The sequence below is a fragment of the Xanthomonas translucens pv. undulosa genome, from assembly GCF_017301775.1.
Classification (GTDB): Bacteria; Pseudomonadota; Gammaproteobacteria; order Xanthomonadales; family Xanthomonadaceae; genus Xanthomonas_A; species Xanthomonas_A translucens.
On the sequence record NZ_CP063993.1, the window covers coordinates 399,775 to 417,570 of the forward strand.

General features: G+C 66.3%; 10 protein-coding genes, 2 pseudogenes and 1 other annotated feature. Of the genes and pseudogenes, 5 read left to right on the forward strand and 7 right to left on the reverse strand.

What is annotated here, in order from left to right:
* Nucleotides 1–61 precede the first annotated feature (61 nt).
* Both ISN38_RS01515 and ISN38_RS01520 read right to left on the reverse strand, forming a co-directional pair.
* On the reverse strand, nt 62–757 hold the full coding sequence (locus ISN38_RS01515; protein ID WP_058362005.1) for a DNA-methyltransferase: 696 nt from the start codon (nt 755–757) through the stop codon (nt 62–64).
* Nucleotides 754–1,904, reverse strand: a protein-coding gene (locus tag ISN38_RS01520) for an IS3 family transposase (RefSeq protein WP_206712192.1) whose coding sequence is annotated in 2 segments (ribosomal slippage) — nt 754–1,649 and nt 1,649–1,904 — 1,152 coding nt in all. Because the reading frame shifts where the segments join, the coding sequence is not laid out codon by codon here. The genes ISN38_RS01515 and ISN38_RS01520 overlap by 4 nt, the downstream gene beginning before the upstream one ends.
* 213 nt (nt 1,905–2,117) lie before the next feature.
* Here ISN38_RS01520 and avrBs3 point away from each other — a divergent pair.
* Entirely contained in the window at nt 2,118–5,345 is a 3,228-nt protein-coding gene (gene avrBs3, locus ISN38_RS01525; protein WP_206712029.1) for a type III secretion system effector avirulence protein AvrBs3, read from the forward strand.
* 246 nt (nt 5,346–5,591) lie between these two features.
* Here the strand turns inward: avrBs3 and ISN38_RS01530 are convergent.
* Nucleotides 5,592–6,817 (reverse strand): annotated as a pseudogene (locus ISN38_RS01530) (IS3 family transposase).
* Nucleotides 6,423–6,539 (reverse strand) — a sequence feature (AL1L pseudoknot). (Overlaps the previous pseudogene by 117 nt.)
* 44 nt (nt 6,818–6,861) lie before the next feature.
* Between ISN38_RS01530 and ISN38_RS01535 the strand changes: the two are divergent.
* A pseudogene (locus tag ISN38_RS01535) lies at nt 6,862–7,299 on the forward strand (IS3 family transposase); the annotation flags it as partial.
* Here ISN38_RS01535 and ISN38_RS01540 read toward each other — a convergent pair.
* Both ISN38_RS01540 and ISN38_RS01545 read right to left on the reverse strand, forming a co-directional pair.
* On the reverse strand, nt 7,291–8,256 hold the full coding sequence (locus ISN38_RS01540) for an IS5 family transposase (protein WP_206712030.1): 966 nt from the start codon (nt 8,254–8,256) through the stop codon (nt 7,291–7,293). The pseudogene ISN38_RS01535 and the gene ISN38_RS01540 overlap by 9 nt on opposite strands.
* Nucleotides 8,257–8,359: 103 nt before the next feature.
* Nucleotides 8,360–9,541 carry an acyl-CoA dehydrogenase family protein gene (locus tag ISN38_RS01545; protein ID WP_206712031.1) on the reverse strand — a complete coding sequence of 394 codons (1,182 nt, stop codon included), beginning with the start codon at nt 9,539–9,541 and terminating at the stop codon, nt 8,360–8,362.
* 93 nt (nt 9,542–9,634) lie between these two features.
* Here ISN38_RS01545 and ISN38_RS01550 point away from each other — a divergent pair, with 93 nt between their 5' ends.
* The 3 genes from ISN38_RS01550 to metH all read left to right on the forward strand — a co-directional run bounded on the left by ISN38_RS01550 (nt 9,635) and on the right by metH (nt 14,647).
* Entirely contained in the window at nt 9,635–10,624 is a 990-nt protein-coding gene (locus ISN38_RS01550; RefSeq protein ID WP_004426599.1) for an ArsR/SmtB family transcription factor, read from the forward strand.
* Entirely contained in the window at nt 10,621–11,760 is a 1,140-nt protein-coding gene (locus ISN38_RS01555; RefSeq protein WP_058359002.1) for a homocysteine S-methyltransferase family protein, read from the forward strand. The genes ISN38_RS01550 and ISN38_RS01555 overlap by 4 nt, the downstream gene beginning before the upstream one ends.
* Nucleotides 11,761–11,869: 109 nt before the next feature.
* Nucleotides 11,870–14,647 carry a methionine synthase gene (metH, locus tag ISN38_RS01560; protein WP_047324851.1) on the forward strand — a complete coding sequence of 926 codons (2,778 nt, stop codon included), beginning with the start codon at nt 11,870–11,872 and terminating at the stop codon, nt 14,645–14,647.
* A gap of 166 nt (nt 14,648–14,813) precedes the next feature.
* Here the strand turns inward: metH and ISN38_RS01565 are convergent, their stop codons facing one another.
* Both ISN38_RS01565 and ISN38_RS01570 read right to left on the reverse strand, forming a co-directional pair.
* A complete protein-coding gene (locus ISN38_RS01565) occupies nt 14,814–15,617 on the reverse strand; it encodes a transporter (RefSeq protein WP_004426593.1) in 804 nt (267 codons plus the stop codon).
* Between the two features lie 34 nt (nt 15,618–15,651).
* On the reverse strand, nt 15,652–17,796 hold the full coding sequence (locus ISN38_RS01570; RefSeq protein ID WP_038239706.1) for an acyltransferase family protein: 2,145 nt from the start codon (nt 17,794–17,796) through the stop codon (nt 15,652–15,654).

Sequence of the window (17,796 nt, forward strand, 5' to 3'; positions counted from 1 at the left end):
GCTGCAAATTCTCCACTGGTCCTGTCGGCCGAGCCGCGCAACGGCTCGACCCTGGATTCACTCAGTTCTCGCCAAGTATCCGCACCCTCGACACCGTGGCGTAATGCTCTGTCATCTCGACGCCAGTACAGTGGTATCCCTCCAACGCCGCCGCCACCAGCGTCGTGCCGCTGCCGGCGAAGGGATCGAGGATCCGTCCACCGCGCTCGCAGATCCGCACCAGCTGCCGCACGAGTGCCGTGGGCTTGCCAGTGAGGTGGTGCTTGTCGGCCTTGCGCACTGGCTCGCGGATCACGCCGGGCAGCACGGGTGCGCGGCGCTGCAGCGGCATGTGGCCCTTGCTGCCCCATACGATGTATTCGGCCTGGTTGCGGAAGCGACCGAGCTGCGGCCGCACGCCTTCGGTCTTGTCCCACACCGTAATGCCGCGCCAAGTGAATCCGGCAACCTGCAGCGCGTCGGTGGTCAGCGGCAGCTGCCGCCAGTCGGTGAACAGCAGCACGGGCGCGCCGTCCTTCAACAGCCGCGCGCAGTCCGATAGCCACAGGTGCATCCAGCGCAGGTGTGCGCGCTGGTCGCGCTCGTCGCCAACGAAGTCCGCGTGCCCGGCATCGCGGCAGTATTTCTTGGAGGGCGACTGGGCGCGCGCCGCAGCGGTGATTCCGCCGCTGGCATACGGCGGGTCAGTGATCAGCGCGTCGAACGATTCCGCGTCGAGCGTGGGAAGTGGACTGGCCAGAGTTCCGTAGACACTCAGTTGCGGCTCTGCGCGTAGCGCCTTTCAAACTCTACAGGTGACAGCCCGGCAGCGGAACCATGCCGGCGGATCGGGTTGTAGAACATCTCGATGTAGTCGAACACGTCCGATGCTGCCACGGCGCGTGTCGGGTAGATCCGCCGCTTGATCCGCTCCTTCTTCAAGACGCTGAAGAAGCTCTCGGCCACGGCGTTGTCGTGGCAGTTCCCGCGTCGGCTCATGCTCGGCACCATCCGGTGCGCTTTCAGGAACGACTGCCAGTCGCTGCTGGTGAACTGACAGCCCTGATCCGAATGCACCAGCACACCTGGGCCCGGCTTGCGCCGCCAAGCTGCCGCCACCAGCGCCTGCAGTACCAGATCGCTGGTCATCGTCGACGCCGTCGCCCAGCCGACGATCTGCCGCGAGTACAGATCCATCACCGTCGCCAGGAACAGCCAGCCCTCGTAGGTCCTGATGTAGGTGATATCCGTGACCCAGACCTTGTTCGGCGCCTGTGGCGCGAATTCCCGGTTGAGCACATTGGTCACCACGCCCACGGGACCACCGTGATGATGTGGCTTGCGGCCGTAACCGACTTGGGCACGCAGGCCTTCTGCTTTCATCAACCGCAGGACGCGGTGCCGGCTGCAGCGCTCGCCGGCCTCGCGCAGGTCCAGGGTGATCTTGCGATAGCCATACACCGTGCCGCTGGCCAGCCAGTGGTGCTTGATCAGCCCCAGCAGACGCTGATCTTCGCGCTCGCGAGTACTGGCGCCATGGCGCAGCCAGGCGTAGTAGCCACTGCGTTGCACGTCCAGCACCCGGCACATCGCCACCAGACGGAACTCCCGGACGTGCGCGCGCATGAACGCGTACTTCGCCCTTACCCCTTGGCAAAGTACGCGGCGGCTTTTTTTAGGATGTCGCGCTCCTCGGTTACCCGCCGCAGCTCAGCCTTGAGCCGGCGGATCTCGGCCGAGTCGCTCGGCGCGGCCGGGGCTCCAGGGGCCGGTACCGTCTTCTTGGCCGCCTGCACCCAGCCATACAACGTGTGCTTGGGAATCCCTATGCGGGAGGCGACGTCAACCACCGTGAAGCCACGCTCGATCACCTGCCTCTCCGCCTCGGCACGGAACTCATCCATGTACTGCTTACTGTTGCCCATAAACACCTCGGTCATTGCCATCAATTATGGCAACTGGATGTCTACGAAAGGCTGGCCAGTCCAGTTTCCTGTTCCACTGCGCCTCAAACCCGCTAGTCGAGGGTTGCCAGGATTATCGGAAGTTGTGTCCTGCTATGCGAATTTGGAGAAGCCGCGTCGGGACCAGAGACCTTAGTATCGAAGCGACGACGTTCTCTGAAAGAGGAATGCCTGATGGATCCCATTCGTTCTCGCACGCCAAGTCCTGCTCGCGAGCTTCAGGCCGGATCTCAGCCGGATGCGGTCCAGCCCATTGCGGATCGGTTGGTGTCTCCGCCTGCTGGCAGCCCGCTGGATGGCTTGCCCGCTCGGCGGACGATGTCCCGGACCCAGCTGCCGTCGCCCCCTGCAAGCGTGCCTGCGTTCTCAGCGGGCAGCTTCAGCGACCTGTTACGTCAGGTTGATTCGTCGCTTTTTGATGCATCGTTTTTTGATTCGATGCCTGCCTTCGGCGCTCATCATGCACAGGCTGCCACAGGCGAGTTGGATGAGGTGCAATCGGCTCTGCGTGCAGCCGATGACCCGCAGCCCCCCGTGCGCGTAGCTGTCACTGCCGCGCGGCCGCCGCGCGCCAAGCCGGCCCAGCGGCCACGGCGTGCTGCGCAAACCTCCGATGCTTCGCCTGCCGCGGATGTGGATCTAAGCACGTTCGGCTACAGCCAGCAGCAACAGGAGAAGATCAAACCGACGGTGCGTTCGACAGTGGCGCAGCACCACGCCGCATTGGTCGGCCATGGGTTTACACACGCGCACATCGTTGAGCTCAGCAAACACCCGGCAGCGTTAGGAACCATAGCGGCCAGGTATTCGGAGATGATTGCGGCATTGCCAGAGGCCGCACACGAAGACATCGTTGGCGTCGGCAAACAGTGGTCGGGCGCACGGGCCCTGGAGGCCTTGCTCATGGTGGCGGAAGAGTTGAGAGCTCCACCGTTACAGTTGGTCACAGGCCAACTCCTCAAGATTGCAAAACGTGGTGGCGTGACCGCGGTGGAGGCCGTGCATGCATCGCGCAATGCGCTGACTGGCGCCCCCCTGCACCTGACCCCGGACCAGGTGGTGGCCATCGTCAGCAATAATGGCGGCAAGCAGGCGCTGGAGACGGTGCAGCGGCTGTTGCCGGTGCTGTGTCAGCCCCCCTATAACCTGACCCCGGAGCAGGTGGTGGCCATCGCCAGCCACGATGGCGCCAAGCCGGCGCTGGAGACGGTGCAGCGGCTGTTGCCGGTGCTGTGCCAGCCCCCCTATGGCCTGACTCCGGAGCAGGTGGTGGCCATCGCCAGCAATGGCGGTGGCAAGCCGGCGCTGGAGGCGGTGCAGCGGCTGTTGCCGGTGCTGTGCAAGGAGTATGGCCTGACCCCGGAGCAGGTGGTGGCCATCGCCAGCCACGATGGCGCCAAGCAGGCGCTGGAAACGGTGCAGCGGCTGTTGCTGGTGCTGTGCCAGGAGTATGGCCTGACCCCGAACCAGGTGGTGGCCATCGCCAGCCACGATGGCGCCAAGCAGGCGCTGGAGACGGTGCAGCGGCTGTTGCCGGTGCTGTGCCAGCCCCCCTATGGCCTGACCCCGAACCAGGTGGTGGCCATCGCCAGCCATAATGGCGGCAAGCAGGCGTTGGAGACGGTGCAGCGGCTGTTGCCGGTGCTGTGCCAGCCCCCCTATGGCCTGACCCCGGAGCAGGTGGTGACCATCGCCAACAATTTTGGCGGCAAGCCGGCGCTGGAGACGGTGCAGCGGCTGTTGCCGGTGCTGTGCCAGCCCCCCTATGGCCTGACCCCGAACCAGGTGGTGGCCATCGCCAACAATATTGGCGCCAAGCCGGCGCTGGAGACGGTGCAGCGGCTGTTGCCGGTGCTGTGCCAGCCCCCCTATGGCCTGACCCCGGAGCAGGTGGTGACCATCGCCAACAATTTTGGCGGCAAGCCGGCGCTGGAGACGGTGCAGCGGCTGTTGCCGGTGCTGTGCCAGCCCCCCTATGGCCTGACCCCGAACCAGGTGGTGGCCATCGCCAGCCACGATGGCGCCAAGCAGGCGCTGGAGACGGTGCAGCGGCTGTTGCCGGTGCTGTGCAAGCCCCCCCATCCCCTGACCCCGAACCAGGTGGTGGCCATCGCCAGCCACGATGGCGCCAAGCAGGCGCTGGAGACGGTGCAGCGGCTGTTGCCAGTGCTGTGCAAGCCCCCCTATGGCCTGACCCCGGACCAGGTGGTGGCCATCGCCAGCCACGATGGCGCCAAGCAGGCGCTGGAGACGGTGCAGCGGCTATTGCCGGTGCTGTGCAAGCCCCCCTATGGCCTGACCCCGGACCAGGTGGTGGCCATCGCCAGCCATAATGGCGGCAAGCAGGCGCTGGAGACGGTGCAGCGGCTGTTGCCGGTGCTGTGCCAGCCCTCCTATGGCCTGACCCGGAACCAGGTGGTGGCCATCGCCAGCCATAATGGCGGTAAGCAGGCGCTGGAGACGGTGCAGCGGCTGTTGCCGGTGCTGTGCAAGGAGTATGGCCTGACCCCGGAGCAGGTGGTGGCCATCGCCAGCCACGATGGCGGCACGCAGGCGCTGGAAAGTATTTTTGCCCAGTTATCCAGCCCTGATCCGGCCTTGGCCGCGTTGACCAACGACCGCCTCGTCGCCTTGGCTTGCATCGGCGGACGTCCTGCGCTGGATGCGGTGAAAAAGGGATTGCCGCACGCGCCGGCATTGATCACAAGAGTCCATAACCGTGTTCCCGAAGGCACGGCCCATCTGGTTGCCGACCTCGCGCAAGTGGTTCGCGTGCTGAGTTTTTTCCAGTGCCACTCTCACCCAGCGCAAGCATTTGATGAAGCGATGAGGCAATTCGGGATGAGCAGGCACGGGTTGTTACAGCTATTTCGCCGTGTGGGCGTCACAGAACTCGAAGCCATCAGTGGAACGCTCCCCCCAGCCTCCCAGCGTTGGGACCGCATGCTTCAAGCATCAGGGAGGAAAGGGGCGAAACCGCCCTCTGCTTCGGCTCAAACTCAGGGCCAGGAGTCCTTGGATGCATTCGCCGATTCCCTGGAACGTGAACTGGACGCGCCCAGCCCAATGCACCAGGCAGGCCAGACTCTGGCAAGCAGCCGCAAACGGTCCCGATCAGAGAGTTCTGTCAACCGCTCCTCCGCACAGCAGGCTGCCGAGGTATTCGTTCCCGAACAGCGCGATGCACCGCCTTTGCTCCCCCTCAGTAGCTGGGGTGTAAAACGCCGGCGTACCAGGATCGGCGGCCTCCCGGATCCTGGCACGCCGACGCACGGCGACCTGGCAGCGTCCAGCGCTGCGTTCTTGGAGCAAGATGCGGACCCCTTCGCAGGCGCAGCGGAAGATTTCCCGGCATTCGACCAAGAGGAGATCGCATGGTTGAAGGAGCTATTGGCTCATTGAGGCTCAGTCGGAGACTACCTGATTGACGTGGAGCCGATCACGGAACCGTATGAGATTGAACTGGCGTTGGCGGTGTAGTTTTGTTGCCAAGAAATGCCCGATAAATCACTGATACAATAGATGAAATCCGATCTTGTGAGTCATTTTTACACGTCTGTCGACTGAACCCCGACAAGGCCTACGACATGGATCGGTGCCGGGACCACCTGAACCGCCCCGGGTTTCCCGGAGACCCCTTGGTTTGAGTCACGCCGACATGGCGGACTCATGGGAGTGAGAATAGTAGTTGGCCTCAGCCTCGGCCGGTGGGATATTCCCGATCGGCTCCAGCAATCGACGGTTGTTGAACCAGTCGATCCAGTTGAGCGTGGCCCACTCGACCTCCTCGCGCGTGCGCCAGGACGACGTGCGATGGATCACCTCGGCCTTGTAGAGGCCGTTGATGGTCTCGGCCAGCGCGTTGTCGTAGGAGTCCCCCACGCTGCCTACCGAGGGCTCCAGGCCGGCTTCCACGAGCCGCTCTGTGTAGCGGATCGACACGTACTGAACGCCTCGGTCGCTGTGGTGAATCAGGCGATCCGGGCCGACCGGCTTGCGCGCGTAGAGTGCCTGTTCGAGCGCGTCGAGCACCAAGTCCGTCTGCATCGAGGACGACGCCTTCCAGCCCACGATGCGACGGGCGAAGACGTCGATGACGAAGGCGACATAGACCCATCCTTGCCACGTCGAGACGTACGTGAAATCGCTGACCCACAGCGCGTTCGGCCGATCGGCCTTGAATCGCCGTTTCACATGATCCAGCGGGCACGGTGCCTTCGGGTCGCTCACCGTCGTCCGCACGGTCTTGCCTCGCATGACGCCGCGCAAGCCTTGCCGCTTCATCAACCGCTGCACGGTGCATCGCGCCACGTCGAACTATTCGCGTCGCAGTTGCCGCCAGACCTTGCGCACACCGTAGACCTTGAAGTTCTTGTCCCACACGCGCTGGACTTGCGCCGTCAACGCCTCGTCGGTCTTCGCGCGTGCGCAGCGCAACTGCGGATCGGCCATCCTGGCCGCGTGCGCGTGGTAGGTCGACGGGGAGATCGGCAGCACCGTGCAGATCGGCTCGACCCCGTGGACATCACGATGCTCATCGATGAACTGCTTCATCGCTTGAAGGGGCGGTCGAGCTCCGCCTGCGCAACATAGGCCGACGCCTTGCGCAGGATTTCGTTGACCTGACGCAGCTCGCGAACCTCGCGCTCAAGCGCCTTGATGCGCTCTTGCTCGGTGCTCGTCATCCCCTCGCGCTTGCCAACGTCGCGCTCGTGCTGCCTCACCCAACCCCGTAGCGTCTCGGCTGTGCAGCCCACCTTGGCCGACACCGACACCATCGCCGCCCATTGCCAGTCGTACTCGCCCTGGTGCTCCAGAACCATCTTCAGCGACCGTTCCCGGATCTCCGGGGAGAACTTGCTTGCTCTGCTCATGGCTCCATCTTCTCAAGTCATGGAGACTCCGGGATTCCCGGGGCGGTTCACTGTACCTGGCCGTGGTGCTGGATCTTTTCTCAAGGAAGATCGTGGGTTGGGCGATGCAATCAACGATGCACACCGACGTGGTGCTGCAAGCCTTGATGATGGCCGTATGGCGACGTAAGCCGCCTGCGGGGCTGCTAGTGCACTCGGATCAAGATACGCAATTCACTGGGCACGACTGGCAAGATTTCCTGAAAGCACATGGCCTGGTCAGCAGCATGAGCCGGCGCGGCAACTGTCACGACAACGCGGTCGCCGAGAGCTTCTTTCAGCCCCTCAAACGCGAGCGCATCAAGCGCAGGATTTACGTGACGCGGGAGGAAGCCAAGTCCGACGTCTTCAACTACATCGAGATGTTCTACAACACCAGACGACAGCACGGACACAACAACGGGCTGTCTCCGGTAGAGTTCGAAAAGCAACGATCAAAATGAGGCTTCGGGGTGTCTACAGAAGCCGGGGCGATTCAACAACGCAAACAGCACGTTCAACTGCGCGTCGTTCTTGGCCAGCCCCCGATAGCGCACCTTCCGGTGGCCGAACTGCCGCTTGATCACCCGGAACGGATGCTCCACCCGCGCCCGCACCTTGGCGATCAGGTGCTCGACGAATTCGCTTAGGGTCTTCAACTCGCCCTCCGGCAGCGCCCTGATCCGGCTCCGCCGCTCGGCAATGTTCCAGCACAGGCGCTTGCCCTTCAGTTCCTCGCGCTTGTCCGCCCCGGTATACCCGGCATCGGCGTAGACCTCGCGCTCCTGGCCGTGCAGCAGCTTCTGCGCCTGCGTCACATCGGCCACGTTCGCCGCGGTCGACACCACCGTGTGCACCAGGCCCGAGTCCCGATCCACCACGACGTGCGCCTTCATCCCGAAGAACCACTGCTGGCCTTTCTTGGTCTGGTGCATCGCCGGATCGCGCGTGCCGCTGCTGTTCTTCGTCGAACTCGGCGCCTCGATGAGCGTGGCGTCCATGATCGTTCCCTGTCGCAGCAACAATCCCTTGCCTTGAAGGTGCCGGTTCACCGCCTCCAGTAGCTTCGGCGCCAATCCATGCCGTTCCAGAAAATGCCGGAAGTTGAGGATCGTCGTCTCATCCGGTATCGCCTCCAGCAACGACACCCGTGCGAACTGACGCATCGAGGCGATCTCGTACAGCGCCTCCTCCATCGCCGGGTCGCTCAACGCATACCACTGCTGCAGGAAGTGGATGCGTAACATCGTCTCCAGCCCATACGGATGGCGGCCCCCACCGGCCTTCGGGTAGTGGGGCGCGATCTGCGACAGCAGCGCGCTCCACGGCACGACCTGGTCCATCTGCGCGAGGAACACCTCGCGGCGGGTTCGCTTGCGCTTACCGGCATGCTCGGCGTCGGAGAAGCTCAGCTGCGTCATGTCTCACGCCCTCGATCACATCCTGATAGTGTCGCCGATATGGGGAGGCTTGTTCAGAGCTTCCTTAGGCTTTTCGAGTCCCGAGTCCCGAGTCCCGAAAACCTTACCGCAACCCCGTCTCATTCCGCGCAATCACCAACCGCTGGATCTCCGAAGTGCCTTCATAGATCTCGGTGATCTTGGCATCGCGGAAGTAGCGCTCCAGCGGCATTTCCTTGGAATAGCCCATGCCGCCGTGGATCTGCACCGCCTGGTGGGTGATCCACATCGCCGCTTCGGAGGCGGTCAGCTTGGCCACCGCGGCCTCGGTGGTGAAGCGCTGGCCCTGCCCCTTCACCCATGCCGCACGCAGGGTCAGCAGCAGCGACGCGTCGAGCTTGCACTTCATGTCGGCGATCTTGGCCTGGGTCATCTGGAACGCGCCGATCGGCGAGCCGAACGCCTTGCGCTCCTTCACGTAGTCCAAGGTGGCCTGGTAGGCGGCGCGGGCGATGCCGATCGCCTGCGAGGCGATGCCGATGCGGCCGGCGTCGAGCACGCTCATCGCGATCTTGAAACCCTCGCCCGGCGCGCCAAGGACCTCGTCCGGGGTCGCCACGTAGTCCTGGAACTCGATCTCGCAAGTGGCCGAGGCGCGGATGCCGAGCTTGGGCTCGGTCTTGCCGCGATGGAAGCCGGGCTTGTCGGTGTCGATCACGAACGCGGTGATACCGCGCGAACCCTGCTCCGGATCGGTGACCGCGAACAGCACGATGTACTTGGCGACCGGGCCGGAGGTGATCCAGCTCTTCTTGCCGTTGATGACGAAGCTGCCGTCGTCCTGGCGCACCGCCCGGCACCGCATCGCGGTGGCGTCGGAGCCGGACTGCGGCTCGGTCAGCGCGAACGCGCCGATGTGGCTGCCGTCGGCGATCGCGCGCACGTACTTCTGCTTCTGCGCCTCGTCGCCGTTGTTCAGGATGCCGGCGCAGAACAGCGAGTTGTTGACCGACACGATGGTGGAATGGGCGGCGTCGCCAGCGGCGATCTCGACCATCGCCAGCACGTAGGCGATCGGATCCATGCCGGCGCCGCCATATTCCTCCGGCACCTCGATGCCCATCAAGCCGTTCTCGCCGAGCAGGCGGATGTTCTCCAGCGGGAACTCGCCGGTGCGGTCGTGATGCTCGGCGCTCGGGGCGATCCGTTCCTGGGCGATGCGTCGCGCCACGTCCTGGATCATCAATTGCTCTTCAGTAAAGCTGAAATCCACGTAGATCCCCTCCCAGGCTGTGTGATGCGCCATTGTAGCCACCCAGACCATACGCTGGCGTGCGCACGACTTGACCCGATCCAGCCTCGGGACCAGAATATCTCTATATCGCGATAGGAAGATATTATGGATCTGGAGGACTGGTCGACCCGGCTGAAGGTGTTCGCCGATGCGACCCGGGTTCGCCTGCTGGCGTTGCTGGAGCAGGAAGAGCTGACCGTGGCCGAGCTGTCGGCGATCACCCGGCTGGCGCAGCCGCGCGTTTCCACCCACCTGGCCAAACTGAAGGAGGCCGGGCTGGTGCGCGACCGCCGCGCCGGCGTGTCGGCCTACTACCGCTTCGACGAAGCGCAACTGGACCCGGCGCAGCGTGCGCTGTGGCTGGCGCTGAGCACCGGCAGCGACGATCCGCTGCTGCGCCAGGACGCCGAACGCGTGGCTGCGGTGCTGGCCAACCGCGCCGCCGACCAGAACTGGGCCGACTCGGTGGCCGGCGACATGGAACGCCACTATTCGCCCGGGCGCACCTGGGAAGCGCTGGCGCGCACCGCGCTGCCGCTGCTGGAGACAGGCGACGTGCTCGACATCGCCTCCGGCGACGGCGTGCTGGCCGAATTGGTGGCCCCGCATGCGCGCCGCTACGTGTGCATCGACACCAGCGCGCGGGTGGTGGCCGCGGCCAGCGAGCGCCTGCGCCGGCTGGGCAACGTGGAAGTGCGCGAAGGCGACATGCACGCGCTGCCGTTCGCCGACGCCAGCTTCGACCTGGTGGTGATGATGCACGCGCTGACCTACGCGGCCAAGCCGGCGCAGGCGGTGGCCGAATCGGCGCGGGTGCTGCGCCCCGGCGGGCGCCTGCTGCTGTGCAGCCTGGCCCGCCACGAGCACAAGGCCGCGGTGCAGGCCTACGGCCACCTCAACCTCGGCTTCGCCTCCAAGGAACTGCGCAAGTTCGTGCAGAAAGCGGGGCTGGACGTGTCCAGCCTGGAAACCGTGACCCGCGAGAAGCGGCCGCCGCATTTCGAGGTGGTGTCGTTGATTGCGGTGAAGCCGGGACTCGGGACTGGGGACTCGGGACTCGGAAAAGCCAGGGCCGAAGCAGGAGCAAGAGCATGAGTACATCCGCCTTTGACCGAGTCCCGAGTCCCGAGTCCCGAGTCCCGGGCCTGCCCTGGCTACACCCCCAGCGCACGCACAAACTCCTGCAGGCCCTGGCCGAACGCATCCTGATCATCGACGGCGCGATGGGCACCATGATCCAGCGCCACGACCTGCAGGAAGCCGACTACCGCGGCGCGCGCTTCGCCGCCGGCTACGACGGCGCGCACGTGCACGGACCCGGCTGCGACCACGCGCCGCAGGACCACGACCTGAAGGGCAACAACGACCTGCTGCTGCTGTCGCGGCCGGAGGTGATCGCCGGCATCCATCGCGCCTACCTCGACGCCGGTGCCGACCTGCTGGAAACCAACACCTTCAACGCCACCTCGATCAGCCAGGCCGACTACCATCTGGAACACCTGGTCTACGAACTCAACAAGGCCGGCGCGCAAGTCGCGCGCGACTGCTGCGACGCGGTCGAGGCGCTCACCCCGAATCAGCCGCGCTTCGTCATCGGCGTGCTCGGCCCGACCAGCCGCACCGCCTCGATCAGCCCCGACGTCAACGATCCCGGCTTCCGCAACACCAGCTTCGACGAACTGCGCGGCACCTACCGCGAAGCGGTCGAAGGCCTGATCGACGGCGGCGCCGACACGCTGATGGTGGAAACCATCTTCGACACGCTCAACGCCAAGGCGGCGCTGTACGCGATCGAGGAAGTGTTCGACGCGCGCGGCGCGCGCCTGCCGGTGATGATCTCCGGCACCATCACCGACGCTTCCGGGCGCACCCTGTCCGGGCAGACCGCCGAAGCGTTCTATGCTTCGGTGGCGCACGGCCGGCCGCTGTCGGTGGGGCTGAACTGCGCGCTCGGCGCCAGCGACCTGCGCCCGCACGTGGAGACCCTGGCGCGGATCGCCGACGGCTACGTCAGCGCGCATCCCAACGCCGGCCTGCCCAACGCCTTCGGCGAGTACGACGAGACCCCGGAGGAAATGGCCGCGACGCTGAAGGAGTTCGCCGAATCCGGCCTGCTCAACCTGGTCGGCGGCTGCTGCGGCACCACCCCGGCGCATATCCAGGCGATCGCCGAGGCGATGCGCGGGCTACGTCCGCGCACACCGCTGGCGGCGCAGGCACAGTCGGCCTGAGATGCGCGCGCATCCGCTGCCGCTTCCTGCATGCGCGCGCGGCGCGGCGAGCGCCGCCCCCGCCGCTGGCGCACGCGCGCCCACCGCAACGATCCTACAAGGCTGACCTATGTCCGTGCGCATTACCCGCCTGTCCGGCCTGGAGCCGCTGCTGCTGACCCCGGACCTGCTGTTCGTCAATGTCGGCGAACGCACTAACGTCACCGGCAGCGCGCAGTTCCGCAAGCTGGTCAAGGAAGAGCGCTACGAGGAAGCGGTGGAGGTGGCGCGCCAGCAGGTCGCTAGCGGCGCGCAGATCCTCGACGTCAACATGGACGAGGGCCTGATCGATTCGGAGAAGGCGATGACCCGCTTTCTCAACCTGATCATGTCCGAGCCGGACATCGCGCGCATCCCGATCATGGTCGATTCCTCCAAGTGGAGCGTGATCGAGGCCGGGCTGAAGTGCCTGCAGGGCAAGAGCGTGGTCAACTCGATCTCGCTGAAGGAAGGCGAGGCGGTGTTCGTCGAGCACGCGCGCAAGGTGCTGCGCTACGGCGCCGCCGCGGTGGTGATGGCGTTCGACGAGCAGGGCCAGGCCGACACCTGCGCGCGCAAGATGGAGATCTGCAGCCGCGCCTACCGGATCCTGACCGAGCAGGTCGGCTTCCCGCCGGAAGACATCATTTTCGACCCGAACATCTTCGCCGTGGCCACCGGCATCGAGGAACACGACAACTACGCGGTGGACTTCATCGAGGCCACCCGCATCATCCGCAAGACCCTGCCGCACTGCCACGTGTCCGGCGGCGTGTCCAACGTGTCGTTCTCGTTCCGCGGCAACGAAACCGTGCGCCAGGCGATCCACTCGGTGTTCCTGTACCACGCCATCGCCGCAGGCATGGACATGGGCATCGTCAACGCCGGCGGCATGCCGATCTACGACGACCTGGACCCGGACCTGCGCGAGCGCGTGGAGGACGTGATCCTCAACCGCCGCCGCGACGGCACCGAGCGCCTGCTGGAGATCGCCGAGCGCTACAAGGGCAAGAAGGGCCAGAGCAGCGTCGAGGACCTGAGCTGGCGCGAAAAGCCGGTACGCGCGCGGCTGGCGCACGCGCTGGTGCACGGCGTGGACGCCTATGTGGAACTGGACACGGAGGAAGCGCGGCAGCTGTCCACGCGCCCGCTGGACGTGATCGAAGGCCCGCTGATGGACGGCATGAACGTGGTCGGCGACCTGTTCGGCGCCGGCAAGATGTTCCTGCCGCAGGTGGTCAAGTCGGCGCGGGTGATGAAGAAGGCGGTGGCCTACCTGCTGCCGTACATCGAGGCGGACAAGCTGCGCACCGGCGACACCGGCAAGTCCAACGGCAAGATCATCATGGCCACGGTCAAGGGCGACGTGCACGACATCGGCAAGAACATCGTCGGCGTGGTCCTGGCCTGCAACAACTTCGACGTGATCGACCTGGGGGTGATGGTGCCGACCCAGACCATCCTCGACCGCGCGCGTGCCGAGAACGCCGACATCATCGGCCTGTCCGGGCTGATCACCCCATCGCTGGAGGAAATGAGCCACGTCGCCCGCGAGATGCAGCGGCAGGGCTTCTCGATGCCGCTGCTGATCGGCGGCGCCACCACCTCGCGCGCGCACACAGCGCTGAAGATCGATCCGCACTACGCCGCGCCGACAGTGTGGGTCAAGGACGCCTCGCGCGCGGTCGGCGTGGCGCAGTCGCTGATCTCCAAGGAGTTGCGCGCCGCGTTCGTGGCCGGCAACGACGCCGACTATGCCGAGATCCGCCAGCGTCACAAAAACCGCGGCGACGCCAAGCGCCTGGTCTCGCTGGAAAAGGCGCGCACGCAGCGCTTCGACGGCGGCTGGGACGCGTACACGCCGCCGGTGCCGAAACAGCCGGGCCTGCACGTGTTCGACGACTATCCGCTGCCCGAGCTGATCGACCTGATCGACTGGACCCCGTTCTTCCAGGCTTGGGAACTGGCCGGCAAGTTCCCGGCGATCCTCAGCGACGCGGTCGTCGGCCAGCAGGCCAGCGACCTGTACCGCGACGCGCGCGCGATGCTCAAGCGCATCGTCGGCGAGAAATGGCTGACTGCCAAGGCGGTGTTCGGGCTGTGGCCGGCGCAGGCGGTGGGGGATGATGTGGAGGTGTTGATGAGGCGGGACTCGGGACTCGGGACTCGGGACTCGGCAGACGCATCCGGTGCCAGTCCGGCCTTGCAGGCAAGCGCTTCCGAGTCCCGAGTCCCGAGTCCCGAGTCCCGACACCTCCTGCACTTCCTCCGCCAACAAGTCGACAAACCCGTCGAACGCCCCGATTTGTGCCTGGCCGATTTCATCGCGCCCAGGGACAGCGGCAAGCAGGACTGGATCGGGGCGTTCGCGGTCACCGCCGGCATCGGCATCGAGCCGCATGTGGCGCGCTTCGAGGCGGCGCACGACGATTACAACGCGATCCTGCTCAAGGCCCTGGCCGATCGCCTGGCCGAGGCCTTGGCCGAGCGCCTGCATCAGCGCGTGCGCCGCGAATTCTGGGGCTATGCGGACAACGAAGCGCTGGACAACGAGGCGCTGATCGCCGAGAAGTACCGCGGCATCCGCCCTGCCCCCGGCTATCCGGCCTGCCCCGAGCACAGCGAGAAGAAAACCTTGTTCGCGCTGCTAGACGCCGAACGCAACGCCGGCATGTCACTGACCGAAAGCTTCGCGATGCTGCCGACCGCGGCGGTATCCGGCTATTACTTCAGCCATCCGCAGAGCCAGTATTTCGTGGTCGGGCGGCTGACCAAGGAACAGGTCGCCGACTACGCGCGACGCAAGGGCGTGCCGCTGCTGCAGGCCGAGCGCTGGCTGGCCTCGAACCTGGACTACGATCCGGAGTGAGGGCGTCCTTCTCCCACCGGGACCATGGCCCCCTTTTTGGGGGAAGGTGGCGCGCAGCGCCGGATGAGGGGACGGGCGCAGCCTCGCGCACCCAAACTCCGCGAGACGCTTCGCGCCGGCCCCTTACCCCACCCCCTTTCTCAGCGGGAGAGGGGCTAACAGCAGCTCAGCGCAACAGCACCGACACGCCCAGCCCGCCCTGCCAATCCGAGGTCGGCGCGGACAGCCCGCGCAGCACCGACAGGTCCAGTTGCACACGCTGCGCGATCAACCAGGTCAGTCCGGTCCCGAGCGCGCGCATCTGGTCCTCGCCGCCGCCGATGCCGGCTTCGGCATAGGCGCTGAGGTTGCCCTGCGCGTAAAACGTATAGCTCGGCGACACGGTCCAGCCGTGGCCGTCATCGCTGTCGCTGAGGTTGGCGTACAACGCGACATTGCGCCCGCCGTCCAGGTCCCAACCGGCGCTGACGCCGAGGTCGTAGCGATGCCCGTCGTCGCCGTACGGCGCACGCCCCACCGGTAACGCGGCGGTACCGAGCAGCGCCCAGGAAAAGCTGTCGCGCGCGCTCGGCAGCGCCCATTTCAGGCCGACGCTGGCATCGCCGCCGCCGTGCCCGCGGAAATCCTCGCCGGTGCCGCGCACGCGCTGCCAGACCTGGCTGTCGAGGGCCAATTGCAGCTCCGCCTGCGCGCTCAGGCCGATCCGCAAGCGGCTGTCGGCCACGTACTCGGTGCTGCGCACGCCGCTGCTGCGGTCGTAGCTCACGTCCGACAGCGCCTGCTCCAAGGCGACGCTACCGGCCGGCAGGGTTTGCGAGGCGAAGCCGATGCCGGGACGATCGAAGGCCGGCGCGTCATCGGCGCAGGCGGCTCCGACCGCGCCCAGGCCACCAAACAGAACCAGCGCGTACCCCGCGCGCCGGATGCGAACGTTCGCTCGCTGCGGGCCAACAGGAATGGCTATGATCATCGTCCGACTCCGGGAAAGTGGGCGACGCCGCCGCTCACGGCGTCGCCCCCGATTGTGCCTGCAGCGCCTTGAAATGTGCGGTGAAGCTCGGCAACAACAGCCGATTGCCGTAGCCGCTGAGGTGATCGGCATCGAAGAACAGCGGATGCCCGTCGCGCATGCCGGCGCAACGCTGCGGCTCGCACAGCACTGGCAACGGATCCCAGACCGAGGCATGCGGCAGCCGCGCGGCGATCCGCTGCAGGCTCTGCAGTACCGGCGCGCGGTAGCGCTCCATCGTGTCGCGCGGGATCTGCGTGGCGCGCGCGCAGATCGCGTTGCCGCGGTTGAACCAGTCCGAACAGCGATACGGCGGCGCGCGCAACAGCGGCTTGGGCGCTTCGAACACGATGCGCACGCCGCGCTGCGCCAGCGGTTGCAGCAGCGCCACCGCCGCGTCCTCGCCAGCTGCGCGTACCGCCTGCGCCTGCGCGCTATCCTGCTCGGACATCACCGCCGCCTCGTCGAACAACTGGGTCTGCTCGGCAAGACGCAGCAGCCGCAGCGCGGGCAGGAACAGCACGTCGCCGGCGCGCGCCTGCGCCTGCACGTCGGCCAGGGTGCTGCGCTCGTACGCCTGACATCCAGCATGCGTCGCCTGCCAGGCCTGCAGGCCGCCGATCGGACACCCACCGACGCCGTACAGGCGCACCGCCACCCCGCTGCCCAAGGCGAAGCGGCGCAGCAGTTCGTTGTAGGCCAGCGCATGCGAATCGCCGGCGACGAACAGCTGCCCGCCATCGCGGTTATGCAAGTCGCAGTCGCCGCGCTCGAACAGCCTGGCGCTGCCGACCTGCAGCTCCGCCCGTCCGGTCTTCAGCGTGCAATGCGGGAACTCCTTGCGCATGCCCTTGGCATACGCGTACCAGTCCAGCCGATGCCGGCTCACCGTGCTCAGCGAGTAATAGCCCTGCGTGTCCAGCAGCAGCGCATGCATGCCGGCCGCGAGCAGGATCAGGCCCAGCCCGGCGGCGATGGTTCGTGCCGGGGTGCGCATCCTGCCGATGCGGCCGCTGCGCCACGGCAATTCCACCCAGCGGTACGAGGCGATCGCCAGCGCCGCCACCAGCAGCAGCGCCAGCGCTTTGGCCAACGCCGACTCCAGGCCCACGGTCCAGCGGAACAGCACGAAGACCGGCCAATGCCACAGGTACAGCGAATACGAGACGCGGCCGATCGCCACCGCCGCGCGCTGCGACAGCGCCCGCTTGATCCAGCCGGCCGGCGCACCGTGCAGCAGCGCCAGCAGGCCCAGCGTGCCGAGCACCGGCCACAGGCCGTCGGGCCACGGCGAGTACCCGGGGCGCGCGCGCCACAACCCGAAGCCGACCAGGCCCAGCGCCAACGCCAGCAACGGCGAACGCCAGTTCCAGGCCGCCCGCGGCGCTGGCGCAGCGCCGCCATCGAAACGCCCGCTCAGCGCCAGCGCCTGATACAGCAGCACGCCGCTGCCCAGTTGCCAGAAGCGCGCGGTGGTCAGATAGAACGCATCGCCGGCCTCGCCGCCGCCGCGGCTGCGCAGCAGCGCATACGCCAGCGAGCCGGCCGAGACCAGCGCCACCAGCAGCAGCGACCACACGCGGCCGCGGCCGCCGCGGTTCCAGGCCAGCAACAGCAGCGGGAACAGCAGGTAGAACTGCTCTTCCACGCCCAGCGACCAGGTATGCGTATACGGATTGAACTCGGCCTTCGGCGAAAAATAATCGCTGCCGGTAGCGGCCAGCACCCAGTTGCTGAGGCCGACGAAGGCCATCCGCCCGGTCTTGGCGCTGGTCTGGCTCAACCAGGAGTCGGGGATGAACAGGCCGCTGGCCAGCGCGGTGACCAGCAGGCAGGCCAGCAGCGCCGGCGCGATGCGGCGCATGCGCCGCGCGTAGAACTGCGCGAACACGCCGCAGCTGCCGGCCGCCGGCAAGCGCTGCAGCGAGGCGCTGACCACGAAACCGGAAATCACGAAGAACACATCGACGCCGGTGAACCCGCCCGGCAGCCAGGCAGGATCCAGGTGGTAGGCGATGACCGACAGCACTGCGAGCGCACGCAGTCCGTCGATATACGGCAGATAGCCGCCCACCGCGTGCACGGGCGATGGCGGGTGCAGGCGCTCGGTGCCTGCGCGCCCCATCCCTGGGAACGCCAT